We start from the raw sequence: 26,260 nt of genomic DNA, 5'->3' as shown, positions 1-26,260 counted from the left end.
CTTTCTTACTTCTTCCACACTCGCCTAAATAGAAGCTAAAAAGAAGGTAAAAACAGATTGTGCCTGCTAAACCAAGCAGGTGAGGATATTGCCGTGAACCGAGTTCTTTCCGCGAGTGTTGGGTGCTTTAGGCATGAGCAGAGTGATAGTAGGTGGTCGCTGTCCTTCGTGCAACCTTTTGTGAGAGTGTAGCGTCACAAAATGGCCGTTTCTCTATGTTTAGGGAGAATCAATAGGCGATAACACTAGCGATTCAACTCAATAACACTGTTGCTAGACTCGAGTTTCTACACTTTTGAGTAAAATACGATAAAGCGCTTGAGTCGCAGGACCACTTTTGGCTCCTTTGGGTAAAGTGAGGTGCAGCGCAACTTGATATTGATGGGAGTGTTCGAGCTCCAATACGTTAATTTTATCGCTCTTTCGGGCTGAGACTAAGTGCGCTGGTAGCCGACAAAACCCAACGCCTTGCTCTACGGCGTGAAAAGCGTGGTCGAAGTTATCGACGGTAATACGCTGACGTGCGCGTAACCAACCCACATCTCTTTTCGTTTTGTCTGAATCACCTAAGTCACGGATGACAATTTGGCTGGTGGTTGCAAAATCGTCGATGGAAACATGCGGCTTTTTAGCGAGTGGATGGTGTGCTGCGATTACAGGCAGCATGGTTGTTACGCCAAATGCTTCGGCAGGGTAGTTGGTTATCGGTAAGTTGATGATTGCGATGTCAGCGAGCTCATTTACGACCATTTCGGTTGTTTTGCTCAGTGACGTTTCAACCACTTGAACGGAGGTCGTGTTGTTGTTCTCCAAAAATTGACTGAGTGGTGCATAAAGCCAACAAGGGTCACAAAGATGATCTACTGCGACCGTGATTTGAGATTCCACCCCACTTTTTAACTGCTTGCTGATGACTTCTAGTTCCCGCGCTTGTTCAAGCATGGATTGTGCACGACGCAGTATGGTTTTACCGTGCTCTGTCAAACCCGCTTTGCGCCCTCGTACTTCGATAAGTTGAATACCAAGTTGGTCTTCTAACTTCCTCACCGAGTAGATCAATGTGGTATGGCTCTTGTTGAGCAGTAAAGCTGCGGATTGAATACTGCCTTCTTGAGCAATCGCTTGTAGCGTTTGCCATTGTTCTAAGGTCGTTTTTAGTCTCATGAGTCAATTTTTTAGACAGTTAATGGCAAAATTATGAACTTTTTTGTCAGTTTTATAAAGGTAATAATCTTGTCATCGAAAACGAGTCAATAAGAAGAGGAGACTCAAGATGGCGAAATTATTACAAGTTGATTTTGAATTTCATGGTCCGTTTGGTGAAGAGATGTCGAATGCTTTGGTCGACTTAGCTAAGTCGATTAACCAAGAGTCGGGCATGATTTGGAAAATCTGGACGGAAAGCGAAAAAGACAAACTCGGTGGTGGTATCTATCTTTTTGAAGATGAAGCCACGGCGCAAGCGTATCTCGAAATGCATGCCGCACGCTTACGAAAAATGGGCGTAGTCGAAGTACGAGGTCAAATTTTCGATATCAATGTGCCGTTAACGACGCTCAATCAAGGGCCTATTAGAGGATAAGGAGATGATGACCAACCGCACTTTTCTAACCGTTCATGGTGTCGTATATACGGTATTCGCTTTCGCGTTGTTTTTTGTACCAACCATAATGTGGCCGATGTATGGAGTACAAATTAACGACCAGTACGCGCTGTTTTTATCGCAGCATACTTCGATCTTTTTAGGTGGAATCGCTGCGGTGAGTTTGATGTTACGTAATGTGGAATCAGGGCATACTGCGAAACAGCTGTTTAAAGCATTATTGATTACTAATGGCTTAGGGGCAGTGATTACTACCTATGCCGGCATTATCGGAGTGTTTGTCGGTTTTGGTTGGAGTGACCCAATATTCTTTGTCTTGCTTAGTTTGATTACGTACAAGCAATTAAGAGTGCAATAGAAAAAGCCCTGCTGTTTCTAGCAGGGCTTTGTCATATTTGGTTTAATTAGCGATCTAAATTCAACTTATGATTCGCTTTTGTACGCGTAGTTATAGTAGCCGTATCCATAGCCGTATGAGTTAGATGCCTTTTTCTCAACTGCATTGAGAATCACACCTTTAACTTCAACGCCTGATTGCTCGAAGCGACCTTGCGCGACTTCAATCTCCTTCAAAGTCGTTTGATCAAAACGAGCGACCATCAGAGTTGTTCCTGCAAGCGCGCCAACAATGCTTGGGTCGGTAACTGCGAGTACAGGCGGTGTATCGATGATGACTAGATCGTATTGTGCAGACATCTCGTCAACAAAGCTCTTGAAGCGAGGGTGCATAAGAAGTTCTGACGGATTTGGTGGTACTTGGCCGCGAGTCACAACATCTAAATTATCAATGGATGTAGATTTAATGATGTTGCTAAGGGATGTCTTACCGCTCAAGTAATCAGAAAGACCGTTGTCCCAACGTAGACCGAAGCATTGCTGCAAATAACCTTTACGCATATCCGCATCAATAAGCAGCACTTTCTGACCGGTTTTCGCAGCGACGGCCGCAAAGTTGGTCGATACAAATGTTTTGCCGATAGATGGTGCAGGACCTGAAATCATAAGAACGTTATTCTTCGCTTCCATCATTGCAAAGTGCAAGCTAGTGCGAAGACTACGTAGAGCCTCAATGGAAAGATCGGCTGGGTTAGCTTCCGCTAGAAGGACTAGCTCATTGTTGCTGCCTTTGTTGCGCTTAAGCTTGTTTGCAAATTCCAGTTGTTGAATAGATTTTGGAACGCTTGCGTAAACTGGCATGCCAATCTGTTCAATTTGATCTGGTGTTTCCACACCACGGTGGAATGCAGCACGAATTAATACGAAAGCAACGCCTGCCATACCGCCAAGCAGTGTTGCTAGCACAACGATAAGCGCTTTTTTCGGCTTAATTGGCTTAGAGAAAGATTGAGCGTTATCTAAGATTCGAACGTTGCCAACTGTTCCGGCTTTAATAATGTTGAGCTCTTGAACCTTGTTCAATAGTTGGATGTAGATTTGTTGGTTTACTTCTACATCGCGTGTCATACGTAGAACTTCACGCTGTGTTTTCGGTAACTTTTGAACTTGTTTATTAAGACGTTCTTTCTCTTTTAATAGTGTTTCACGTTTATCAAGTAGCGACTTATAAGCTGGGTGATCCTGTGTGAAGCGTTGGCTGATCTCACTTTCTTTGAATGTAAGCTCATTTAGCTGTGCTTCTAACTCAACCATTACTTTCAGCGTTGACTGAGCTTCAAGGCCTAAGTCGATAGATTCATTTTCTTGACGGAACCGATTTAAAACGTCTTCAGAAGCGGTCAGTTTTGTTTTGATGTCTGGGAGGTGACCTTTCAAGAACTCGAGGCTTTGCTCTGCCTCTGCAGAATTTCTTTGAACGTTTTGTAAGAAGTAGTTTTGGCTAATGTCGTTCAAGATATCTTGAATCTTAGCGCGGTCTTCACCAGAGAAGCTTAAAGATATAATCCCGGTTTGCTTACCACGTTCGCTAATCGATAAGTTTTCTTGAAGTTTATTAATTGCATCTAATTTACTGATTTTGCTGACCGTGAATGAGTCACCAGTTTGAGCCACAAGTTCAGTCGCCAAAAATTGGTATCCATTCTTCTCAAGCAGTTCACCTACTTTACCTTCTAAAATGACGTTATTGTCATCTTCTAAGAGCCTGAACGTCTGTTTTTCAGAATCAATAACTTCAAGAGTTAAAGGAACGCCAACTGCGTAAGAAGGAGCATTAAATCGTGAAACGCTCAGACTGATTTGCTCACCTTGTAGTCGAGCTAGGCCTTTACCAATAATTGGCATGTAGTTTGGAGAAACGACAGTCGTTAAGTTGAACTTATCAACAGTACCGCCCAAGATCATACGAGATTTGATGATCTCTATTTCTGTTGTCGCTGATGATTCTGCTGAAAACAGCTCTCCCATATCACCAACCATCGCTGAAATACCACCTGAACTCTTACTTTCGATTTGGATAAGAGCGTCAGCTTTATAGATAGGTGTTGATAGAATGGCAACGCCGACGCCTATAATTGAAAATAGGACTACGGTACATAGAATGAGCCATTTGGCATCGAGAATGATCCCAAATAACTTTCCCAAATCGATCTCATCGTCGGCTTGACGTGATTGCTTAATAGTTTGTGTTGTCATTACTTTAACTTCTTAAATACCTTGCCATTGGCGTTTATTTAGCCTTGCGGCTTATAGTTTTTGAGACCACGCTTTTGCTGCTTTTTCTATAAGCGTATATGCATGTTCGAAAGCTTCTCTACTTTGTCTGTATGGATCAGGGATGTTTTGTTCATTTATCCACTGTCCAAACAGCATCGTTTTACCTCGTGCCTCAGGAGCGATTTTGGTTAAGGCTTCTAAATGACCTTTTTCCATAACCAATATCAGATCGTATTGAGCGCAAAGCTCAGGTGTTAATTGTCGTGCTTCGTGTCCATCTAAGCTTACGCCATGTTCGTTCGCGATAGTGGTTGCCATCTCGTCAGCAGCTTTTCCTGTTAGATGGCTCTTATCTACTGCGATTCCTGCTGATGCGACATGTTTGTTTGGTAGTAAAGACTGCAAAAGCCGCTCTCCTGTTGGAGAGCGGCAAATATTACCGACACAGACGACAAGAATATTAGAAAACAAATGCTTACCCTACTTTAAATTGTATGCTTATGATCTCAACTGAATTGCTGGCTTCTTTATATTGCGCAATTGAGCTGAGTAGCTATCGATTACGTGCCGCAAGAGATAATTTTCTTGCGGCACGTTGTTTTACGGCCAAGTGCGTACTCGTAGTACACCTTCAGTTAGTTCATTAAAGCCGGAAATGGTTGGAACGAGCTGAGCAATCACACGATTCCAACGACTAACAGGTGCAGCCGTCACATAGACTATGTCGTAAGGGTTGAGATCAAACTCAGTACCAATCACCAAAGCAGAAGCGTCAGAAACATCTAGCTGATAAATGTCCGCCATTTTAGCTTCTTCTTTTGAACGTCTGATGACAAACACACCGGTAGCATCTGCGGAGATTTCACTGATACCACCAACGCTGCTAAGAGCCTCAGTAAGGCTCATGCCGCTACGATCAATTTTGAGTAATTTCGGATCGTTAACCTCGCCCATAACAAATACTTTTTGCGCATCGTTTCGAGGAATATGAACAATATCGCCAGGCTTTAGAAGGCGGTTTTGAGTTAAATCGCCTTGTTGCATCAGAGCATACAAAGAGACGTTTTCAACAACGCCATTGCGTGTCAGTGTCGCATTACGCCAATCAGCCTCGGCAGCCAGTCCGCCAGCTCTATTCACAGCATCTAGAAGTGTAAGGGGGATGTTTGTAATTGGTTGTTGTCCTGGCTTGTTAACTTCGCCAGTTACATAAGTCTTTTTAGAGCGAAATGCCGCAACGCTTACATCGACCTGTGGGCTCTCAATGTATTTTGCAAGGCGGCTTGCAATGTCTGCACGAATCTGACGTACGTTTTTGCCTTCAACATGTACGACACCTATGTAAGGGTAGAAGATCGTGCCATCCGAATGCACCCAGTTACCCGCTTCGGCTGAGCTTCGGTATGAGCCCGCTGGGATCGTTAGCTCTGGGTGATCCCAAATAGTGATATTTAGGATATCGCCAGGTCCTACTTCGTATTCATATTTTGCGATTTCAATATCTAACTCTGGGTTTGGTTTTGAAAAAGGGTCCACTGAATTTAAAGACGTTACGCGCTCCAAAGTTAAGGGATAAACGGTAACCTGAGACTCTATATCACTCGATTCAGTGCTCATGACTGTTTTGTCACTGACCGAAAGGTGGCTACCAGGCAAAGTACACCCTGTAAGAAGGATAGGAAGTACTGATATCCCCAAAAATTTATTAAATGTGTTCATTGGTTTATAACTACCGAAAGAAAGTTTGCCGACTGAAATTGATTCATTCTAATTGAACTGCATTTCATCAATATTGATGATTTACTGCAGTTTTAAGCCTTTAGAAAGCGAGTCCATTCAGAATTATTTGTGTAATAAACACTCCAAATGGCTGCTAGCGACTTAGAGCTCTTAGTTTCATTAATGAAGGTGTGAAAATCCGACCCACAAAAAATAGTCAACTATTATCCATCTGGTTGCAATAAAGGCAACAAGTTACTTGAAAAAATACTGACGAATACATGACAAAATTGTGTCTATTTAACGTTATTGAGATGAATGCATGATTTTGCACAAGCAAACAGGCAAGAATGTGAAAAAACTCATGCCAAAGTTGTATGCATCCTATTTACACTATATGCAACTGCCGTTATGCTTCCTGTTGCGGTCGGATATAACAACAAATATTGGAGCTAATTTTGAAAATCAAACTTTTAACGGCAAGTGTGGCAGCAGTCCTACTAGCAGGTTGTGGTAGTGACAGCGACCCTGAGGTAAAAAGATACTCAGTTCAGGCTTATGACCCAGCTGTTATCGGCATGAAAGTTCAAGCAGTATGTGGTGGTGAGACATACGACGCGATTGAAAATACAACAAACTATGAAGGTATGGTTGGTAAAGCGCGTTTTGAAAATATCAACGTTGTAAATGCGCCAGGTGATTGTGCTTTCGTATTAACGCACACAGAAGATAGTAAAGACGCGTCAAATGGCAAACCTATTACATCTGACTACAAAATCCCTCAAGGCCTAGCCCAGGCGGATTCATTGGTAACAGGCTCTCCATTTACGACTTTGGTTGCTAACTCTTTAAAAGATGGTGAAGTATACTCTTCTGATATCGCTGAAAAAGTATTCGAGAATTTGGGTATCGATATCAATGCAAGTGGTAAAACAGTTGACGAAATCCTTCGTGATACAGAATCTGTAGTAGCAGGACTTGGCAGTGAGGGTGGTAACAGCGCACTTGCTACTCAGCTAGTTGCAACAGCAAACGTTGTATCAGACATCATCAAAGCGAACCCAACAGCTTCGCCTGAAGCTGTAGCTGTTGCTGCAAAAGCAATAACAGAAGATGTAATCGCGGCGAACCCAAATTATCCTGAGAATGATTCAGGTGACGTTATCTACGTAACGATTCCAGCTGAAGATACTCAGAAAGTTGTTGCTGATGTACAAGAGGCTATCGATAACGACATTCCATTAGAAGATATCGAACCTGACGTACCACAAATTCCAGATGCGGAAGTCGGTGAGCCAATTGAACCTGAAGATCCACCGGGTCCAGGCACTGGCGCGACAGGCGGTAACTAAGCAAGTTTTTGCTGACAAATTCTAAAGGCCTCTTCAGAGGCCTTTTTTGATACTATCGTATTGTGGTCATCACCTTTTAGTGAGCCCTTTTCTGTTTAAGTAAGGCAGGATGTGCGGACGTGATTCGCCAGCCAGTTTACTGGTGACTTCTTGCGACCAAGTACTCTGTTTTTGATTGCTCGAACGGTTTGCATAGTAGTTTTGCATAGTTTGGTCATACGTCTGAATATCATCCAAGTTTAGGTCTTGATACTGATTTTCATGCACCACGACATGCTTAGGTAGGCGAGGTTTTACTTCAGGGGCTTGATCTGGATGACCAAGACACATACCAAATAAAATGGCGGTATTTTTAGGTAAACCTAATAATTCGTCTACTTTTTGGGCATTGTTTCGTAAACCACCAATATACACACCTCCTAGTCCCATCGACTCCGCCGCTAGCAAGCAATTTTGTGCCATGATGCCCGAGTCTACAGCGCCTATTAGAGTTAACTCGGTAAAGTCAGCTTGAACATCTGGGTTGATACTGGCGTGGCGTTGGTAATCAATGCAAAACACCAAAAACTCAGCCGCGCTTTCAACGTACCCTTGATTTCCGGCATATTGAGCTAATAGTGTACGTTTTTCTTTGTCGGTCACGCGGATAATTGAAACGACTTGCAACATGCTTGATGAGGACGCCGCAAGGCCGGCTTGAAGAATGGCATCTAATTGTTCGCTCTCAATCGGTTGTGAGGTGAATTTTCGAATTGAGCGGTGATTGAGAATTGTTTGAATCGTGCTGTTCATGGTGACTTAACATCCCCTGTTACGTGTAAAGGCTGAAGACTCACCTTAGCGACATTTGATGAGTCGGTAAACTATCTCAAAAGAAAAACAATGCTTGGTGCATAAGTGTGAAGACGAATCGAGAATACACCACTCGTTCTGTTTGAGAGCGTATATACTGTTTTTAGAATCAATAATTTAAATGCAGTGGAAAATATGAAAGAACTCATTGTTCATACAGTTACGGTGTTTATGGGCTTCTTTGCCATCATGAACCCTATCGCCAATATTCCCATCTTTTTGAGTTTAACTGCTGATGAAGATAAAGAAACCATCCGTTCCATTGCGCTCCGCTCGGTTTTTATTGCATTTATTATCATCGCGATATTTTCTATTGCCGGTAAGTTAATTTTTGATTTGTTTGGTATCACGCTTTATGCATTGCGAATAACAGGCGGCATTTTGGTGTTTTTGATAGGTTTTAACATGCTTCAAGGTGATTCGACGCATCAGAAAACCAAAGAGAAGGCGTATTCACCAGCTCAGCAACGGGCGGCATTGAGTATTGCAGTGTCTCCACTGGCGATGCCAATATTAGCTGGGCCTGGAACGATTGCTACCGCGATGAACTTTGCGACAGCGGGTGGTTTCGATCAAACCATTATTACTATCGTTTCTTTCGCTGTCCTCTGTGTGATCACCTATGTACTGTTTTTATTTGGAGACAAATTGGTCAAAGCGGTTGGACCAAGTGCTCTAAATGTTGTGACTAAAATGATGGGCTTAATTCTAGCGGTTATTGGTACTCAAATGTTCATTGATGGCGCGGGCGAAGCCTATAAAACGGTTTTCTCCTAGATTTCTCTTAGACCTTGCCACCTTGGTTAAGCCCGCAATTACATTTCTAACGGGTACGGATTTTTTGAACTTTAGTTTTCATTTTCTAAGAGAGAAATAAATAGACTTCACCTATTTCAATAATAAGAATATTCAATTGTTGTGATTGCACGAATTTCATTACTCTTTTGGCAAGGAGAATGGGGGAAATATGGCAACAAAAGCAATTGTAGTAGAAGGCGGCGCGATGCGAGGCGTCTTCGCAAGCGGAGTGTTAGATGCGTTTTTAGAGCAGAGTTATAAACCGTTTGATTTTGCAATCGGTGTATCTGCTGGTGCATCAAATTTGATTGGGTATTTGACCGACTACCCGCATCGCAGTATTAACGTCATTACTAAGCTGGCCACAAGCAAACGCTTTTTTGACCCAACTCGCTTCGTTAAAGGTGGGGACCTCATTGATGTGAAGTGGCTGTTTGAAGAATCTAATCGCTTGTATCCCGTCGATGAAAATAAACTGTTTAATGGCGTTCCTTTTCTCGCAGCGACAACAAATGTAGATACAGGGCAAGCAGATTACTATCGCGTGACACGTGATAATTTTCACCATGCGATTGAAGCGACAACAGCATTGCCGATTGCCTACAAGCATACCCCTTGTTTTTCTGGCGGTTGTTATACCGATGGTGGGGTCGCTGACTCTATACCAGTGCGTGAGGCTTATCGTCGAGGGGCTCGCGACATAACCGTAGTACTCTCTCACCCGCTGAATTATGCCAAAAAGCCAGTTAAGACCACATGGCTGATGAAGAAACTGTTTGCGGAGCACCCCAAAATGGCGGATGCGATGTTAAGACGTGCAGATAACTATAATCAATCATTAGAGTTTATTCGTAACCCTCCACCAGGAACACATGTTAGGGTAATTGCCCCACCAGATAATTTTCATGTTCAGCGCTTATCAATGCGACAATCCGTTTTACTAGAAGGGTATGAAATGGGGCTGATTGAGGGGCGAGCGCATCTCACTAGTTTATCTGGTGTTCATGGTTTAGACCGGGAAAATTGTCATTTTTGCGTTTGATTATAAAAGAGCCTCATAGTGAGGCTCTTTTGCGTAACGTTCAAAGGGTGATTTAGTTGACTTTATCCCAAGCCATCTCCCAGTGTGAACCTATTCCAGGCTCGTAATGGTTTGCGCTTTCTTTCCACTGCATACAGTAACCAGAGTATGGGAAAGGTTTACATTGATAAATGCCCCCGTCGCTGGCAAGCACTTTTGTGCCCGCCATGTAGCTAGATAGTCCTTCAGGGAAGACAAAATCGTACTCACCAGATGGTGGTGGCGTTACTGGATCTTCTTTTAAGTGAAAGTCGAGCGTTTGCTGATCCACCAAGTTGCCATCTTTATCCTTAATACGTGTTACGAGCATATGGTGACCCGGCTCCGATTTACTTAAAGCGAGCGATATCGCTTCTACCGAGCCGTCTTTCATTTCGTTTGCCCAACTTGCAAGTGGTTCGCGATGGTGATTGTAAACGGTGAGTTCTGCATTTAAATCGCCTTCAGCAGTTAGTGTCAGATCCAACGTTGTCGGTGTTGACTCAATGATATATTCGTCTGCTAAGCCATCTACTGTGAGTGAGTATTCTGGAACAGGAGTTTCAATGTTATAGCCGATCTCTACTCGCTCAAGGCCGCTATTTGCTTGCAGATACACCGGATTAGTACCATAAACAGGAGTGAATTTATCCTCTGCATACTGCCCGGCTTGCAGTTTTGCTTGTTCTTGGTTTAGCTTAGTCGCGAGTGCGTAAGACCAGTTTTTCGCTTGGCCCATTGCTGCATCGGTAATTTCTAGTTCAGTTCTATACGCTATGTTTTCACCTGCTTGATCAAATACGCGCGTATAAACCGAATCCCCAATATTTAAATCCATTGTAGGAATAATTTGACCGCCTTGCTTCCAATCTGGAATAACGGGACTGTCACCATCAAATTTCACATCGATCACGTTATAAAATGAGGCTGCAGTGTCGCCAACATCCCATACTGCCAGGATGACATGGTATCCCTCGCGAGTAGGCACATTACATTGATGGCTTACCTGTTTCGGGGGTTGAACCATATTGCCGTTGACGACACAGAAAGGAGTTAGATCAAAAGAGTCTCGTGATAGTGAAGCGTTTGGGTTCCAATCAGGCTTGGTGATGTAATATTTCCAGTCGCGCGTCACGTGGTTAGCGGTAAATGTCCATTCAAAAGTTTGTGTACCTGCTTGAATAGTGCGTTTTACCCAACGGTCGGCAGTTTGCTCATCAAGGGCAGCTGCTAAAGCGGTTTCGGCACTCGCTATTTTACCATCGCGAGGCCCTGTTTCGGGAAAGCCATCAGGGCCTTCAACGCTTTGCGGTTCATATTGAATCGCACCGCAGTTATTATTTTTTTCGTTAGTATCTGGCGTTGGATACTTACATAGTGCCGAGCGACTTGCAGCGACACCACCATTGGTTTCTGATACATAACCGTGAGCCGCAGCACCTGAGCTAATGCTTGCAAGTGCTAACGCGAGTACGGATTTGGTTGGAAATGATTTCATCACATGTCCTCTGTTATGGCTGACAAACTAGTGTCACACCCCGGCGCATGCTGAGCATAAAGCAACGCTACAGAAATTGGACTTCTGTAACACTGCGTCATGGTAACCCCGCTATCATGAGCATTCTTTTAGATTTTTAAATGCAGACAGACCGGAAGCTTTGCGTCCCACCCTTTCGAATGGTTTGCCGAAATGTGATTGAGCAGCCAAAATTTAGCTTAAGAATTTACATGTGGAAAAGTAAACGTCACTGACATGGAATCCTGTTCTCAAATTGAAAGATAACGATATCTTAACCTCGTCAATATTGTGCAGTGTCGTCTTGCAAGGTATTGATTTTAATTTTGTTTTTATCTTTTTTATAGTCATGGTGAATGGGTGGAGGTTTGTTGGGGATAAGTGGAGAGGAATCGTGCTAAGGGTGGAAAAAGTTCTGTCTAAAGGGCGGAGTGTACCGCCCTTTGAATGGTGTTATTTCGGCATGATGACAGTATCAATCACGTGAATGACACCGTTTTTAGCTTTCACATCGGTTGCAATGACATTTGCATCGTTAACCATGACTTTATCGCCCATGGTTTTAATCATCACATCTTGCCCCTGAACCGTAGTCGCTTTGTCTAGCTTAACAACATCGGCAGCCATCACTTTCCCTGGGACGACGTGATAAGTCAAAACAGATACTAACTTGTCTTTGTTTTCCGGCATTAAGAGCATGTCGACTGTGCCGTCTGGCAGTTTTGCAAAAGCGTCATCCGTTGGTGCAAAAACAGTAAATGGGCCTTCCCCTTTGAGATTGTCAACCAGGCCCGCTGCTTTCACCGCAGCAACAAGCGTATTGAAAGAGCCATTTTCAGCGGCAACGTCGACAATATCGGCTTTCATCATGCCATGCTCATGAGCCTTGACGGGAAGCATAAAAGATAATGTCGCCATCAGTGTCGCCGCGATAACTAAGATACGTTTGAACATAATGTGTTCCTTACTAGTTGAGGGTACAACGGATTCCCTGGAGTGTGTTTGCATTTGTACGCATCGTGATTGAAAGATGATCATCGCGTCCTACTTTCTTTTGAGGGTCTAACATGTCGCGCAAGAATTCGTCTGCCTTCTTGTTTCACATCAGCTCGTTTCCGCCACGTCCATAAGCGCTCTCTTGCTGCCTTAGCTGCGTTGTCTGGTGCGATAATAGGTGCAAGGTAACGGCTATCTGGCTGCAATTGATACATGACAGCTTCCATCTGGGTCATTGTCCAGGGCTCGAATAAAAGAGGGGGAGGAACCATTTGTAACTCAGGCACCCACTTGTAGATGAACGTACCGTTAGGATCATGTTCTTGGGCTTGCTTGATCGGATTATAAATACGGATTGTGTTAGTCCCGGTTACTCCTGCTTGCATTTGGAATTGTGGGTAATGAATTCCAGGCTCAAAGTCGAGAAATAGTTGCGCTAAATGCGTTACACCTACTCGCCAATCCATGTTCATGTGGTGAGTAAGAAAGCTAACCAGCATGGCACGCATGCGAAAGTTAATGTAACCAGTGTGGTGCAAACAGCGCATGCAGGCATCAATCAAAGGTACGCCAGTATGCCCGGATTTCCATGCTGCTAACTTTTCTTCATCGAAAGTACTACTTTGTCTAATCAATGGTTCGTAAGCCCGATTAACGCAGTAAAACTCCATGTCGTATTCCGATTCGAATTTTTGGATGAAGTGACAGTGCCAATGAAGCCGTGAAGACAATGCAATTAAGCTGCGACGAAATCCAGCGACTTGCCAGTGTTTCAAAAGGTATTGATAAACTTCACGCAAGGATATGTTACCCCAAGCGAGGTATGGAGAAAGTCGAGTACAGGCTGTGCGTGAGGCTGTGGGACTAGAAATGCTTCGATAGTAATCACGACCTCGACGATGAAAAAAGTCCTCTAGTGTTTTCCAAGCGAGCCGGCTTCCTCCCGTTTGCATTCCTTTGCATTTTGATAGCCAGGATGATGGTGGCGAAAACGAACAGCCGAGAGCTTCTGCATCCAATGAATGCAATAAGTCGGTTTGGATCTCAATAGGGCTTATTGAGGCTCTCATGACAGAGTCCCAATGTTTGTCCCAACCTTGCCGGTTTTTTGCACCTCTGATAACAGCACCGTGTTCGAACTCAAACCAGTCGATGTTCTGCTCATACAGCCAAGCGGCAACTTGTCGGTCTCGTTCAAAGGTGCAGTTGAGTCCTATTTCTTGGTGAGAAAAAACAGCGTTGATTTGATATTGCGCTTGAATTGATTGGAAACATGCTAAGGCATCGTCAAACAGCACCGTGATTCGATGCCCATACGCTTTGAGCGTTTCATCCATGTCTTGCAGTGATTGCCAAACAAATCGCCAGTGGCGCTCAGAATAGTGTGGGTTGTTCAATAGCAATGGTTCAACAATATACAAAAGCACAGTGGGTGCTTTGTTGATAATGCTTGAGTTAGTGGTTGATGGTCAGTCAGCCTCAAATCTCGCTTTAACCACACGACATTGATTGTTTGCATCGGAATCCTCTTTGTTTCCGATGTTGTACGCAAGTAAACCGAAGAAATCTCATCCAATGATCGGTTTTATTCTACAAAACGTAGAGGTAACTTTCAGGGAGGTGACACATGGCAATACCATTGAGTAAGTTACAAAAATACTTCTATGTAGACAAATTGGTCATTCATTCGCTTGATCTCGCATTGTACCAGGCATCTGTCGTGATTGATGGAGAAGCGCAATTTATCACTGATGACAACGGTATCTTTTTGAGGGCTCATTCCCTGATCGAGATGCAAAAGAAGTGCAGGAATATCAAAGCAAATAAGCAGGTTCTAGTGCATCAAAGTGCTTATGATGAAATGGTGGGGCTACCCGAAGGCAAAAGAGACAATCAACTAGAGGTATTGGTGAGGGATACAAAATTGTATTGAAAGAGTATTGGTGCGTAGTAAAAGCGAGCCACCATACGGCAGCTCGCTAAATATAAGGAGAGTTGGGCTTAGTCTTGTTTACGCTGCGCTTCTTTTTGCGCGTACTTAGCGGCACGTCGGGCTTCTCTTTGCTTGGCACTTTCACCACCAACATGCTGCTCGCCTCGCTGCTCTGCAAGAACAATTTGTTTTTCACGCTCGCGGAATCGAGCAATTTGTTCTTCTGAGTGTGTGCCGTGACATTTTGGACAGCTCACGCCTTGCTCGAACAATTCTGACTGTTTGTCTTCTTCAGTGATCGGTAGACGACAAGCGTTACATAAATCGTAATCTGCTTTTTCTAGCTGGTGGTTCACGGCAACACGACCGTCAAATACGTAACAATCGCCTTCCCACATGCTCTCTTCTTGAGGAACTTCTTCAAGATATTTAAGAATGCCGCCTTCTAGGTGGTAGACCTCATCAAAGCCCTGTTCTTTCATGTAAGCCGTTGATTTTTCGCAGCGGATACCACCGGTACAGAACATCGCAACTTTCTTGTGTTTTGCCGGGTCCATGTTTTCTTTTACATAGTCTGGGAATTCACGAAAGGTTTCAGTATTTGGGTTTACAGCGCCTTTGAATGTCCCGATCTCGATTTCGTAATCATTACGTGTATCGACAACAAACACTTCAGGATCAGCAATAAGATCGTTCCACTCTTGAGGTTTCACGTAAGTCCCCACTACGTGGCGAGGGTCTATACCTTCAACACCTAATGTTACGATCTCTTTTTTCAATTTCACTTTGGTGCGATTGAATGGCTGGGTCTCAGAATACGACTCTTTGTATACGGTGCCAGTCAAACGAGGTTCGTTGTTTAGCCACTCCAGTAGCGTATCAATACCTGCACGATCAGATGCAACAGTACCGTTGATACCTTCACTTGCCAGTAGTAATGTTCCGCGAATATGGTGTTTTTCCATCAACGCAAGTAATGGCTCGCGTAGCTCTTGATAGTTATTCAGCTCAACAAACTTGTACAGCGCACAAACTACATACTGACTCATGAGGTTTCCTTTAAAAATACAGGTGGTCAACGACCTTAAAATTTTAGCGGCAAGAAGTATACCTGACTAAACTAGTCGGAAATACGGACAAATTATACGGATATTATGAGTAGGCGGGGCCTGGCGGTCTTTGATAGGGGGTGCATGTCCGCAGGTGAAGCCGCTATGTGTTCAAATTATAAGCATTAATTATAGTGAGTCAGGTAGGTTGGGGCCGATACTTTTGGTTTAAATTTATGTTGTTATTCTGTTTTAGGCCCTTCAAAAAAGTTAGGCGCAAGAAGCACCAAATAATCACCGGAGTCATTGACAAGGAAAGGACATGTCGCAGTTTTATACATGAGGTGGTGAGGGATAAAGGTTTAGGGACAAAGAGTGAATGACTGATCGCCATTGTTCATAAACCGCTATAAACGCCTTTTCACCACATACTGAAAAGGCGTTTTTCTAACGTCTGCCGTGCTTATTTCAACGTAGCTGCGGTCTGTTTGCCCATGGCTATGAGCCTATCGAGAATACGTTCACCGTCGGCACGTAAACCGTTGTGCTCGTACTCATTGGTGATCCACGCTTTTGAATTTGGGATTAACGCGAGCGTCTCTCGGCTGATATCCATTTCAACAAACATATCATCGGCGTAAACGGCGCAACTGACAGGCACTTTGTTCTGAGCCAGTTGTGTTTGATCGTACAGCGCAGTCCAATCTTCTTTCGCTGCCAATATTTCTGCGGCGTCTTTTAGTGGCTTGAGGTTAACGTATTGGTCGAACATCCATGGGAAGACCATTTCCCCCGTAAAGTAAAATGGCTTACCAGATTCATAATTAAACTCTAATCGGGTTTGGCGAACGCGGTGCGCACTCCAATTCGACGCGAAGCTTTGGCAGTAAATCGATTCATGCAAAATGGCGTAGATCGGGTTGGTTTGGAAGTTTTGCTGCGCCAACATATCGTTCAAGAACTCATAGCGAAGTTGTGGTTTGCCGTTCACTTCAATCAACGCGCTTTCTAGCCAATAGTAAGTTGGCAAGAAAGTATCACTCACACCAAAGTTGATGCCGATTTGTTGAAATTGCTCCACCGTGAAGCGTTGACCATTTGGTAGGTACTCTTCGTTTTCCAGCAAGTGATTCGCAATGTTTTGGCAAAGTTGCTGTGCATTGGGAAATTGTTGGAAGAACGCTTGGTTTTTCTCCATGGTGCGTTTGAAAGTGGCTTCATACACATCGTCGGCATGACGTGAGACTGATGGCACGCCACCTGTGATGTAGCTTTGTAGCAAGCTGTCTGGGAACAAAGACAAATAGGTGAGGGAGCAAAAACCACCAAAGCTTTGACCTAAGATCGCCCATTTTTCGACGCCAAATTGCTCACGAATGTATTCCGCGTCGCGCACGATGTTATCCGCTCGGAAGTGGCTCAAGTAGTCTGCTTGTTGCTCTGGCGTGAGGTGAGCAAGCGTCTGGTGATTAATTACGCTGCTGTTGCCCGTACCGCGCTGGTCGAGAAGCAAAACTCGGTACTCTTGCAGGGCGCGTTTTACCCAGCCGTTATTGCCGTTTTGACGCGGAGAGGGAAAGCCAGGTCCGCCCTGAAAGTAAACCAACCAAGGTTTGGTCGATTCTTCATCGCCAACTAGGCAAACCGCACGGGCGAAGACTTCAATGGTGCCTTTGCTCGCGTCTTGGTAATCCAGAGGAACGGTAAAACTGTGGGGAGTGTAATGCAATCCTGCGTCGATAAATGATTGAGCGTTCATTGTTATCTTTATTTCCTTATTGAGGGGTAGCTCTACTTTACTGCGAATGGCGCGAAGAACCAATGCTATTTCCCAATTGCCTCTTCAGTTCCATACCTTGGTCAAATCAATGTAAGTTCAAGAAAATGAAACGATTAGCGACTGGTGCAACTGGTTGAGTGAGCTATGCTCAATAGAGTTGCGACAAAGTAAGAGCATGGAGGAAGTCGGATGAAAGTGTCACTGGCTCGATGGACAATTGTGACTTGTTTAATAAGCGTACCTACTTTTGCCGTTGTTACGCCCAACCCACCTCAGTTACAGGCAAAAGGCTACGTATTAATGGACTTTCAATCCGGTGCCATTATTGCCGAGCATAACGGACGAGCAGGCCTTGCTCCGGCGAGTTTAACCAAGTTGATGACCGCTTATGTAGTTGGACAAGAAATCAAAGCGGGGCGTTTGAAATGGGATGATGTTGTCACCGTGAGTGAAAACGCGTGGTCGGCCAAGTTTCCCGGTTCTTCTAAAATGTTCATCAAACCGAAAGATGAAATTAGTGTTGCGAACTTAATGCGCGGCGTGATCATCCAATCAGGAAATGACGCGTGCGTTGCACTGGCTGAGCATGTTGCAGGCAGTGAACGCGGCTTTGTCGCCTTGATGAATGGTTGGGCGGAGAAATTAGGACTGCAAGACACCTATTTTGTGAACTCCCATGGTCTTGATAGTGATGGCATCCAAACCTCACCAACCGATATGGCAAAACTCATGCAGTCGATCATCAGCGATGTTCCTGATGTGTACGCGCTATACAGTGAGAAAGTCTTCAAGTGGAACGACATTACGCAGTACAACCGCAATAAGTTGTTATGGGACAATTCCATTGATGTCGATGGGGGCAAAACCGGCTACACCAGCAATGCCGGATACAGCTTGGTGAGCTCGGCCAAAGAAGGAAGAATGCGCCTTATCTCGGTGGTGATGGGTACGCCAAGTAAACAGGCTAGGATCAGCCAATCGAAGAATCTACTCAGCTATGGTTTTCGCTTTTATGACACCAAGCAAGTTGCTAAACAGGGGGAAGTTGAGTCTAAAGTTCGCGTTTGGAAGGGAAATGCCAATCAAGTTGAAGCGATCTTCGCTAAAGATGCCTATCTCACTCTGCCTCGTTCAATGACGACTGGGCTTGATAAGAGTGTGGTGTTAAATGAACCGTTGATTGCGCCGATCGCGCAAGGAGATGAGATTGGTAAGGTCGTTTGGAAAAGCGATGACAGTACCGTGGCGAGTTATCCCTTGGTCAGCAGCCAAGCGGTAGAAGAGGGCTCGTGGTTCGCTCAGCTTTGGGACAGTCTGGTGCTGTGGGTGAAATCGTTCTTTAACTAGAATAAAAACGAGCAGAAGTGTCTTTCTGCATTTTTTTGTTGATGGCCGCCCAGCTAAACGCTGGGCGGTGTTTTATTTAACGGTTTATTCCGACAAGGTGATGATTGGTAAATCGTCCCAAATCTTACTTTCATCCGATGCGCCACCGGAGAAGTTCCAAGGGCCTTTGTCTTGTTCTAGCGGACGGTAAGTTGCCGAAAGGCCGTCTAAGTCCCAAGTCGTGACATAGAAGCGGATACCATCGAGCGAATCTGGGCGGCCTAGTGCATCGCTAGCAAAGTCCATTGAAATGGTGTTGTTGGCTTTGTCTACTGTCACTGTTGGTGCTGGCGTTACGGCTTCTCCCCATGTCGTCGCATTTGCTCCTTTGGTGTTGTAAATCGAGCTTTGCCAGCCAAAAACAACCGCATTGCGATTCCAGGTTCCGTTTGGCATAGAAGCGTTGATCTTCGGTAGCTCAGACAAGTTGGTTGCGGCTTCTTCCGGTAAATCAATAAAGATGGTGAAACCTACGTGGTCGAAGCCGTTTGGTGGCAACCAAGTGTCGGTGATTTTGTCCATAGTGAAGGTCAAGCGTACGTTACTGCCAACGGTAAACACTTCTGCTTTGTTGATTGCGAGTTGGCTGCTGTCTTTGTCGAATGTTGGATCGGTTGGTAGCGAGTAGTTACCGTTAGGACCGCCCATGCCGTCTTGTGCATCGCCCGCATCATCAATGGTGTCGTCCGGCGTGTTTGACCAGCTTAGGTTGGAGACAAAATTCACGTCCTCGATGCCTGCTTTTTTCTCGGTGGAATAAATCGCGAAGCGGTGCTGTTGTTCGCCAATAGCAAAGTGACGAGTCGACAGCGTGACGCTAAACTGACCATCATCGCCTACAGTAATGGCTTGCGCCGTTTCCAAGTTACCATCGACGACGAGGCTCAACTTCTCGTTGGCGTTCGCACTACCCGCGATAACAATATCACCAGTGATGGTTTGTCCTTCCCAATCTTGAGCAAGTCGGATATTGAGGTCTGGGGTATCTACAGATTGATTGCTGCTTGTTTTTGAGTAAATCACTGCTGACTTGGCTGGCAATTCAAGGGTTACGTGACCATTTTCATCTGCGACTAACTGCTCTGGAGCTTCTGCCCAGTTCGACATGATTTGTTGTTGGAAGACGGTGCCGCCAACTTGTTCTACATCGAGTTGGTTCATCAACATCGGCGAGTTGGATGTATTCATCACAACCAAGACTTCGTCGTTATCCAACGTTCGAGTAAAGGCGAACACGCCCGCGCCCGCTTTATCGCTGCCAATCACTTTCATTTCGCCGCGTGTCATGACTTTGTTTTCAGTGCGTAGCTTGGCAAGTTCTTGAATAAACAAGTACATCTCACTGTTTTGGTCGAATGAGTCTACGTAGTTGCCATCTTCACGATACCCTCCGGCGAACATCGCATCACGCGCCGCTGACATCGCTTGCTCTGTACCTTGGTAAATCACAGGGATGCCCGGCACTGCCATCATTGTGATCAGAGCTTGCTTCATATCGTTGACACTGCCTTGCGATAGAAAACGTGGCATATCGTGGTTATCAATGAAGTTCGGCATGATGTATGGATTCGGGAACATGTCCATCATTTTCTCAAGACGGAAACGTAAATAGTCGGTCGGTTGCCCTGATGCAAATACGCGCGTCATGGTCGCTTGCAATGGGAAGTTCAGTACCGAGGTTAGCTGTTTCGGCGAGCCACTTTCACCGATGTAAGTCAGCATCTTCTCTTCGCCTTCGGTGTGGTAGGGCGTAGATGTTTCGAATACTTCACCAAAAGTGAGGAAGTTGTCACGACCAGTATCAACCGCTTGCGTCATCACACCATCGTCGGCGTGTAGGAAATCGTTCCAGAAATCGTGTTCAACAAACTTCACCGTATCGATACGGAATCCGTCGACGCCGACTTCGCGAATCCATTTTCGGTAGCTCTCTTTTAGATAAGCGCGTACTTCAGGATCGGACGTATTTAGATCATCCAGATCCGACAGTTGCCAGGTTTTTTCTTGGACGGGATCGTTGTGGTCGGTGATGCTTGGCGTCCAGTGGTAAATGCCAGTACCGTCTTCTTTACACTCATTCATGTTGAGCGGATAAGGCAGTTCTTGCCCTGCTGGCAGCGCATTTTCAATCAAACGGAAACCTTGGCAAGGTAGGCTAGGGTCGTAATAGTATGGGTCATCGTAAGTGAAGAAGTTACCTACGTGGTTGGTCACGATGTCTTGAATCAAGAACATATTACGAGCGTGCACTTCTCGCGCTAACGCTTGGTAGCTTTCCATGTCACCAAAGTGCTCATCCACTTTTTGGAAATCACGCGCCCAGTAGCCATGGTAGCCGCCGTAGTTTTGCTCGGCATCCCACCATTGGTTTGCCACTGGCGGTGTAATCCAGATAGAGGTAGCGCCTAGGTCTTCGATGTAGCCCAGTTTGTCACTGACACCAACCAGGTCTCCACCACTGAATTTCTTGTCTGAGGTAGGATCGTATTCATTCTGACCTTGATCGTTAAGCGTGTTGTCGCCGTCGTTAAAACGGTCGATCATCAAGAAGTAAATGATCTGGTCTTGCCAATCAGGAGATGCCACGTGGCTTCCTGTATCGGTTGGCGTAGTTTCATCGCTACCACAGCCAGAAAGAGCTAGGGCGATCGCTATAGGGAGTATTTTTATTTTATTCATAGGGTTAGGTAAGGTTTCAAACACGGTTTTTGTCTCCGTTGTGCAGCAATGCGGAAACGATAAATCAAAGGTTTGAAATTGAGAGTGTCATTTCACGCCAAAAAAGACGTGAAATGATGTCACGAAGAGACGATTTTGATCTGACCGACAGTTTTAATTGAGCGGTTGCACAATAGGATATTGTATCGGGTAATGCTCTTTCGCGAGCTCGTTGCCGGATTCATCATAAAGGCGGAAACGGCACTGCTTTGTAGTTTGAGTGAGCGATAATTGCAGCACCCAACAAGCATAATGTAGCGAGTGTTTGGTTAAGCGCATTGCGTGAGGTGTGGGGTCATCATCGGCGTAACAGTCAATCCTCGCAACGTTTTCAAGTCGGCATGCCAGTTCGATAAAGAGCGTATATTGCGCCCCAATGTTAATAAGTTGCCGAGTCGGGACAATATATTCCGTTGCGCCAATTAAAAGCCCCTTAGAAACTACATAATCACGCTGGTGGTTATTCTCAATGTAACGCTCCCCATCGACTTCGTAACACAGGCGAAAGGTAAGGGGATGCGCCACCGGAAGTTCGGTCGTTGCCCAGAGTTCGGTGCCATGACTTAAAAAACGCTCGAAGAAGGCGGGGTAGCGCCGCCATGCGCCATCACGGTCACGGCATTCTACCGAGACCACTTTTTCAAACGCAATATTGTCCACTTCCATCCAGATTTTGCCGACAGGTTGGTCGATGTGGTTATCGTCGAAGGTATTGGCTTTGGCGTAGTACAAGCGGATCGGTTGCTGATTTAGCTGAGTTCGGTTATCCAAACATTGTTGGCGATACTGCATGGGTGAAAACGGATACCAACGACGAAAAGTGCGGTGAAAGTTCGATGGTTCTTCGTAACCAAGTTGATAGGCGATTTGCTGCGTTGTGAGTTGGGTGTCGGCAAGCAAAGTGAGTGCTTGCTTTCTTTTCGCGAAATCAACGCATTGAGAGTAGCTCATTTGCTTCTCTTGCAGTCGACGTTGCAAGGTGCGTTTGGAGACGCCCAGTTGCCTTGCCGCTTGCTCTAACTTGAGCGCGTAATTGCTGTTTTTGATGAACAAGGCGTTCAAAACACTCAGTAATTCTGGTTGCTCAATTGGCTGGTGAGAAAGCAGCAAATAAACATGTTTCACCAGGTCAAACACGCTTGAACTCGTTTTAGAATCTCGCGTTTCCCCCAGAAAAATATCGGCCGCGAGTGGATTGCTGGCTTGAATTTGTACCTGTATTGATTCGCTTAGCTCAAGCATTTCCAATTGCATTTTGAGCAAGCCAAACACCGACTCCGCCCAATTTGGCATATCGGCCGTTCTGCATTCGACTTGCAGATGGATTTGGGCATCACCATGTTGCAATGTGACGTACAAACGGCGGTCGAATAATGAAACACTTTTACTCCACCAAAGCAGCCCTTCTTGGAGGTTAGGCGCTTCTTTCAACATCATGCATTGCAAGGCAACCAACTTCTCAATGTGCCAATATTCGCCGGCAATTCGAAGGTGATTGTGACCGAGCTTTTTGCACAGAAAGGATGTAATAACGTTATCTTGAGGCAGCATGAGTTGAGTTTGGTTGCGAGCAAACATGCATTATTGCTAAAAAGATGAAGAAGTTCAGTGAGAACGCTCAAAGCCTTTCTTATCGTTTTATTTTCAAATTTATTTTGAAAATGTTTTTAATCGAAATCGGTTTTTCCCTTTATCTCATGAGGTTATGCTGTTACACAGCTTAAGTTCATTAATTGGAGAACCTCATGGATATCGTACAAGCTGCAAAATCTCGTTACTCAACGAAAGTGTTTGACCCAACGCGCAAGCTACCTCAAGAAAAAATCGACGCAGTTAAAGAGCTAGTCCATCGAGTGTGAACTCTCAACCTTGGCATTTCATTCTGGCAAGCACAGAAGAAGGCAAACAGCGCATCGCTAAAGCGGCGCAAGAGAACTACGCGTTTAACGCGGCGAAGATTCTCGATGCTTCTCACGTATTGGTGTTTTGTGCAAAAACAGGCATCGATAACGACTACATTGAAGCGCTAATGGTGCAAGAAGAAAAAGATGGTCGATTCCCAACTGAAGAAGCGAAAGCGGCTGTGCGCGGTGGTCGTAGCTACTTTGTAAACATGCACCGTTTTGATCTGAAAGATGCGAACCATTGGATGGAGAAACAAGTTTACCTCAACGTGGGTACGTTGCTGCTGGGAGCTTCGACGCTAGAAATTGATGCAGTGCCAATTGAAGGGTTTGATCCCAAAGTGCTGGATGAAGAATTTGGCTTGCGTGAAAAAGGTTACACCAGCGTTGTGATCGTGCCGCTGGGCTACCACGCGGAAGATGACTTCAACGCGAAAACGCCAAAGTCTCGCTGGGACACAGAAACCGTATTCACCGAGATCTAATTCGAGCTTACTTACAGGTGACGTAGAACCCTGTAATCAATATATAAATCGCAAAAGAGTGATAAAACGATGATCCACTTAGTTGCAGAAGTGAAAGCCTACCCAGACAGCAAGGATCAGGTGGTGAATTTGCTTGCTGGTTTACTAGAGCCAACTCGTCAAGAAGAAGGCTGTTGCCAATACGAGTTGTATCTTGACGAGAAAGTTGAAGGCCTATTTATGTTCCAAGAGATTTGGGCATCGCAAGAGGCCTTGGATAAGCATTTGCAAAGCCCGCACATGGCGGCGTTTCTTGAAACATTGGAAGAGAACGATTGGGTTGAGTATACCCAGATTCGTCCTCTTCGATTTATCGCCTAATGACAGAAGGTTGCCAGCACGTTGGCGCGTTGTTGGCAGCATTTTTGTTGGATAAAGTCGCGGAAAGTCCGAATCGTTGGCGTCAGTAAGCGACGATCGGCGCACACCATGTAGAGCGGTACTGGGCCGCAATCCCACTCTGGTAACACTCGCACCAATCTTCCCTCGATTAAGTCTCGGCTGATGTCCATCAACGATTTATTCGCAATGCCTTTGCCTTTGATCGCTAACCGATGTGGCAAGTCACTATCGTTGCTCATCAAGTTACCGCTGACCACGACTTGTTCTTTCTCGCCGTCACGCGTGAGCGTCCATTTGTTGTAGACCGAATCCGCGACCATATAGCACAAACAGTTGTGTTGCGTTAAATCGGCAGGAGAGGTGAGTTCTGGATGTGTAGCTACGTACTCTGGCGATGCACATAAGATCCGTTCGTTTGCCCCACACAATGCCAACACGACCAGATTAGAGTCGGCCGGCTCGCCGTAGCGAATCGCAATATCGACAGGCTTGGTGTACATATCCGTCAAGCTATCGGACAGCTCTAGTTTGATGGAAACATTTGGGTAGAGATCGATGAACTCATCCACCCAATCGAGCAACATATTGCGACCAAAATCGGAGGGCGCAGTAATGTGCAGTTGACCAGATAACTCACCACGCGCACTTGAGATCTGATCCAACCCCTCTTGCAATGTAGCCAATGCTTGCGTGGTTTTGTCTAAAAACAGTTCGCCCTCTGAGGTTAAACGCAGGCTTCGGGTGGAACGCACAAACAGCGGGAAACCGATTTGCCCTTCAAGACGCTTAATCGAAGCGCTAATGGCGGCAGGTGTCATGTCCATGCTGTTAGCGGCTTTTGAAAAGCTGCCTTGGCGCGCGGTTTCGACAAAAATATTGAGGTCGTTGAGGGCTTTCATCGTGAAAAGGATGTTTGTGAAGTTTGAGCTACTATAGGGGAGATGAGCAAAGTAATTCAAGCTAAACGCCTTTGAAGGTGAAAACATTAGGTTAAGTGGTCACTTTGAGTTAGATTAGCCCGCCACTTACATCGTTACTGGATCAACAACATGAGCAACGAACAGCCGAATAACCCTCTGCATGGGTTGAGTTTAGAAAAAATCGTCACCCGACTAGTTGAACACTTTGGTTGGAATGGCCTGTATGAGCGCGTTCGAGTGAACTGTTTTAAGAAAGATCCGTCGATCAAATCTTCTCTGAAGTTTTTGCGTAAAACGCAATGGGCCAGAGATAAGGTGGAAGCGCTGTACATCGAGACATTCTGCTAACCGCTCTATGGTCTGCAGCAAGCGGCAAGCAGATTCTTAGTCTCGCTATGGCTCGCTAGAATGACGTAGCTTTTCTTATCGCGTAGGCTAGAAGAGTCGCTCTACTGATACGTTTAAAGCGAGATTCCGAGTGACTCACTTAGGTTCTTCTGGAATTGCTTTTTTAGATGGTTTTGTAGAGGTCAGAGCCAAACTCGAACCGTCATTCTGAACCGCGAGGAACGAGCGTGATTCAGAATCTACCCTCAGATTGTATTGAGTTTATTCATGGCTTTATGGTCTGCTGCAAGCGGTAAGTAGATTCTTAGTCTCGCTATGGCTCGCTAGAATGACGCAGCTTTTCTTATCGCGTCGGCTGGAAGAGTCGCTCTGCTGATACGTCTAAAGCGAGATTCCGAGTGACTCACTTAGGTTCTTCTGGAATCGCTTTTTTGGATGGTTTTGTAGAGATCAGAGTCAAACTCGAACCGTCATTCTGAACCGCGAGGAACGAGCGTGATTCAGAATCTACTCTCAGATTGTAGTGAGTTTATTCATGGCTTTATGGTCTGCAGCAAGCGGCAAGTAGATTCTTAGTCTCGCTAGAATGACGCAGCTTTTCTTATCGCGTAGGCTGGAAGAGTCGCGCTGCTGATGCGTCTAAAGCGAGATTCCGGATGGTCACATAGGTTTATCTGGAATCGCTTTTTTAGATGGTTTTGTAGAGGTCAGAGCCAAACTCGAACCGTCATTCTGAGCTGCGAGGAACGAGCGTGAATCAGAATCTTCCTTCAGATTGTATTGAGTTTATTCATGGCTTTATGGTCTGCAGCAAGCGGTAAGTAGATTCTTAGTCTCGCTATGGCTC

General features: G+C 45.2%; 21 protein-coding genes, 2 pseudogenes and 1 riboswitch. Of the genes and pseudogenes, 10 read left to right on the top strand and 13 right to left on the bottom strand.

What is annotated here, in order from left to right; genetic code table 11:
- Nucleotides 1-273: 273 nt before the first annotated feature.
- On the bottom strand, nt 274-1,164 hold the full coding sequence (locus R7Q48_RS05230; RefSeq protein WP_225495682.1) for a LysR family transcriptional regulator: 891 nt from the start codon (nt 1,162-1,164) through the stop codon (nt 274-276).
- A 109-nt stretch (nt 1,165-1,273) separates the two neighbouring features.
- Here R7Q48_RS05230 and R7Q48_RS05225 point away from each other — a divergent pair, with 109 nt between their 5' ends.
- Entirely contained in the window at nt 1,274-1,582 is a 309-nt protein-coding gene (locus R7Q48_RS05225) for a monooxygenase (protein ID WP_005384613.1), read from the top strand.
- A gap of 7 nt (nt 1,583-1,589) precedes the next feature.
- On the top strand, nt 1,590-1,961 hold the full coding sequence (locus R7Q48_RS05220; RefSeq protein WP_017634450.1) for a hypothetical protein: 372 nt from the start codon (nt 1,590-1,592) through the stop codon (nt 1,959-1,961).
- Nucleotides 1,962-2,026: 65 nt separating this feature from the next.
- On the opposite strand, the gene R7Q48_RS05215 is transcribed toward R7Q48_RS05220, so the two are convergent.
- The 3 genes from R7Q48_RS05215 to R7Q48_RS05205 all read right to left on the bottom strand — a co-directional run bounded on the left by R7Q48_RS05215 (nt 2,027) and on the right by R7Q48_RS05205 (nt 5,935).
- The gene (locus tag R7Q48_RS05215; protein WP_005374875.1) at nt 2,027-4,195 is read right to left on the bottom strand and encodes a polysaccharide biosynthesis tyrosine autokinase; all 2,169 of its coding nucleotides are present in this window, start codon (nt 4,193-4,195) and stop codon (nt 2,027-2,029) included.
- A gap of 51 nt (nt 4,196-4,246) precedes the next feature.
- Nucleotides 4,247-4,687: a phosphotyrosine protein phosphatase gene (locus tag R7Q48_RS05210; protein WP_017820138.1), complete on the bottom strand. Its 441-nt coding sequence runs from the start codon at nt 4,685-4,687 to the stop codon at nt 4,247-4,249.
- 129 nt (nt 4,688-4,816) lie between these two features.
- Entirely contained in the window at nt 4,817-5,935 is a 1,119-nt protein-coding gene (locus R7Q48_RS05205) for a polysaccharide export protein (RefSeq protein WP_017820139.1), read from the bottom strand.
- Between the two features lie 458 nt (nt 5,936-6,393).
- Here R7Q48_RS05205 and R7Q48_RS05200 point away from each other — a divergent pair, with 458 nt between their 5' ends.
- The gene (locus R7Q48_RS05200; RefSeq protein ID WP_031780904.1) at nt 6,394-7,287 is read left to right on the top strand and encodes a hypothetical protein; all 894 of its coding nucleotides are present in this window, start codon (nt 6,394-6,396) and stop codon (nt 7,285-7,287) included.
- A 69-nt stretch (nt 7,288-7,356) separates the two neighbouring features.
- Here the strand turns inward: R7Q48_RS05200 and nfsA are convergent, their stop codons facing one another.
- The gene (nfsA, locus tag R7Q48_RS05195; RefSeq protein ID WP_005384597.1) at nt 7,357-8,079 is read right to left on the bottom strand and encodes an oxygen-insensitive NADPH nitroreductase; all 723 of its coding nucleotides are present in this window, start codon (nt 8,077-8,079) and stop codon (nt 7,357-7,359) included.
- Nucleotides 8,080-8,274: 195 nt separating this feature from the next.
- On the opposite strand from nfsA, the gene R7Q48_RS05190 reads away from it, so the two are divergent.
- Nucleotides 8,275-8,916: a MarC family protein gene (locus R7Q48_RS05190; RefSeq protein WP_005374889.1), complete on the top strand. Its 642-nt coding sequence runs from the start codon at nt 8,275-8,277 to the stop codon at nt 8,914-8,916.
- Between the two features lie 190 nt (nt 8,917-9,106).
- On the top strand, nt 9,107-9,979 hold the full coding sequence (locus R7Q48_RS05185) for a patatin family protein (RefSeq protein ID WP_017634445.1): 873 nt from the start codon (nt 9,107-9,109) through the stop codon (nt 9,977-9,979).
- Nucleotides 9,980-10,031: 52 nt separating this feature from the next.
- Here the strand turns inward: R7Q48_RS05185 and gbpA are convergent, their stop codons facing one another.
- The 3 genes and pseudogenes from gbpA to R7Q48_RS05170 all read right to left on the bottom strand — a co-directional run bounded on the left by gbpA (nt 10,032) and on the right by R7Q48_RS05170 (nt 14,028).
- Entirely contained in the window at nt 10,032-11,495 is a 1,464-nt protein-coding gene (gbpA, locus tag R7Q48_RS05180; protein WP_318132189.1) for an N-acetylglucosamine-binding protein GbpA, read from the bottom strand.
- Between the two features lie 98 nt (nt 11,496-11,593).
- A riboswitch (cyclic di-GMP riboswitch) is annotated at nt 11,594-11,694 on the bottom strand.
- A 272-nt stretch (nt 11,695-11,966) separates the two neighbouring features.
- Nucleotides 11,967-12,467: a fasciclin domain-containing protein gene (locus tag R7Q48_RS05175; protein ID WP_318132188.1), complete on the bottom strand. Its 501-nt coding sequence runs from the start codon at nt 12,465-12,467 to the stop codon at nt 11,967-11,969.
- A gap of 80 nt (nt 12,468-12,547) precedes the next feature.
- Nucleotides 12,548-14,028 (bottom strand): annotated as a pseudogene (locus tag R7Q48_RS05170) (deoxyribodipyrimidine photo-lyase/cryptochrome family protein).
- Nucleotides 14,029-14,136: 108 nt separating this feature from the next.
- Between R7Q48_RS05170 and R7Q48_RS05165 the strand changes: the two are divergent.
- Nucleotides 14,137-14,442, top strand: coding sequence for a DUF6482 family protein (locus R7Q48_RS05165; RefSeq protein ID WP_005374898.1), 306 nt, complete (start codon nt 14,137-14,139; stop codon nt 14,440-14,442).
- Nucleotides 14,443-14,510: 68 nt separating this feature from the next.
- On the opposite strand, the gene R7Q48_RS05160 is transcribed toward R7Q48_RS05165, so the two are convergent.
- Entirely contained in the window at nt 14,511-15,491 is a 981-nt protein-coding gene (locus tag R7Q48_RS05160) for a rhodanese-related sulfurtransferase (RefSeq protein ID WP_017634441.1), read from the bottom strand.
- 463 nt (nt 15,492-15,954) lie between these two features.
- Nucleotides 15,955-17,250, bottom strand: coding sequence for an alpha/beta fold hydrolase (locus R7Q48_RS05155; protein ID WP_318132187.1), 1,296 nt, complete (start codon nt 17,248-17,250; stop codon nt 15,955-15,957).
- A 210-nt stretch (nt 17,251-17,460) separates the two neighbouring features.
- On the opposite strand from R7Q48_RS05155, the gene R7Q48_RS05150 reads away from it, so the two are divergent.
- Nucleotides 17,461-18,618, top strand: coding sequence for a D-alanyl-D-alanine carboxypeptidase family protein (locus R7Q48_RS05150; protein ID WP_318132186.1), 1,158 nt, complete (start codon nt 17,461-17,463; stop codon nt 18,616-18,618).
- An 84-nt stretch (nt 18,619-18,702) separates the two neighbouring features.
- Here the strand turns inward: R7Q48_RS05150 and R7Q48_RS05145 are convergent, their stop codons facing one another.
- Together R7Q48_RS05145 and R7Q48_RS05140 are read right to left on the bottom strand one after the other, a co-directional pair.
- On the bottom strand, nt 18,703-21,360 hold the full coding sequence (locus R7Q48_RS05145) for an alpha-amylase family glycosyl hydrolase (RefSeq protein ID WP_318132185.1): 2,658 nt from the start codon (nt 21,358-21,360) through the stop codon (nt 18,703-18,705).
- Nucleotides 21,361-21,489: 129 nt separating this feature from the next.
- Nucleotides 21,490-22,953: a helix-turn-helix domain-containing protein gene (locus tag R7Q48_RS05140; RefSeq protein ID WP_213873763.1), complete on the bottom strand. Its 1,464-nt coding sequence runs from the start codon at nt 22,951-22,953 to the stop codon at nt 21,490-21,492.
- Nucleotides 22,954-23,120: 167 nt separating this feature from the next.
- Here R7Q48_RS05140 and nfsB point away from each other — a divergent pair.
- Together nfsB and R7Q48_RS05130 are read left to right on the top strand one after the other, a co-directional pair.
- Nucleotides 23,121-23,764 (top strand): annotated as a pseudogene (nfsB, locus tag R7Q48_RS05135) (oxygen-insensitive NAD(P)H nitroreductase).
- 69 nt (nt 23,765-23,833) lie between these two features.
- On the top strand, nt 23,834-24,124 hold the full coding sequence (locus R7Q48_RS05130) for a putative quinol monooxygenase (protein ID WP_025504417.1): 291 nt from the start codon (nt 23,834-23,836) through the stop codon (nt 24,122-24,124).
- On the opposite strand, the gene R7Q48_RS05125 is transcribed toward R7Q48_RS05130, so the two are convergent.
- Complete coding sequence (locus R7Q48_RS05125) at nt 24,121-25,044, bottom strand: LysR family transcriptional regulator (RefSeq protein WP_020838235.1); 924 nt, start codon at nt 25,042-25,044, stop codon at nt 24,121-24,123. The two genes, R7Q48_RS05130 and R7Q48_RS05125, sit on opposite strands and share 4 nt — an antisense overlap.
- Nucleotides 25,045-25,194: 150 nt before the next feature.
- Between R7Q48_RS05125 and R7Q48_RS05120 the strand changes: the two genes are divergently transcribed.
- Nucleotides 25,195-25,413: a VF530 family DNA-binding protein gene (locus R7Q48_RS05120; RefSeq protein WP_005396617.1), complete on the top strand. Its 219-nt coding sequence runs from the start codon at nt 25,195-25,197 to the stop codon at nt 25,411-25,413.
- Nucleotides 25,414-26,260 lie beyond the last annotated feature (847 nt).

Source organism: Vibrio sp. 378 (assembly GCF_033339435.1).
This window is presented reverse-complemented; position numbering and strand designations above follow the sequence as displayed.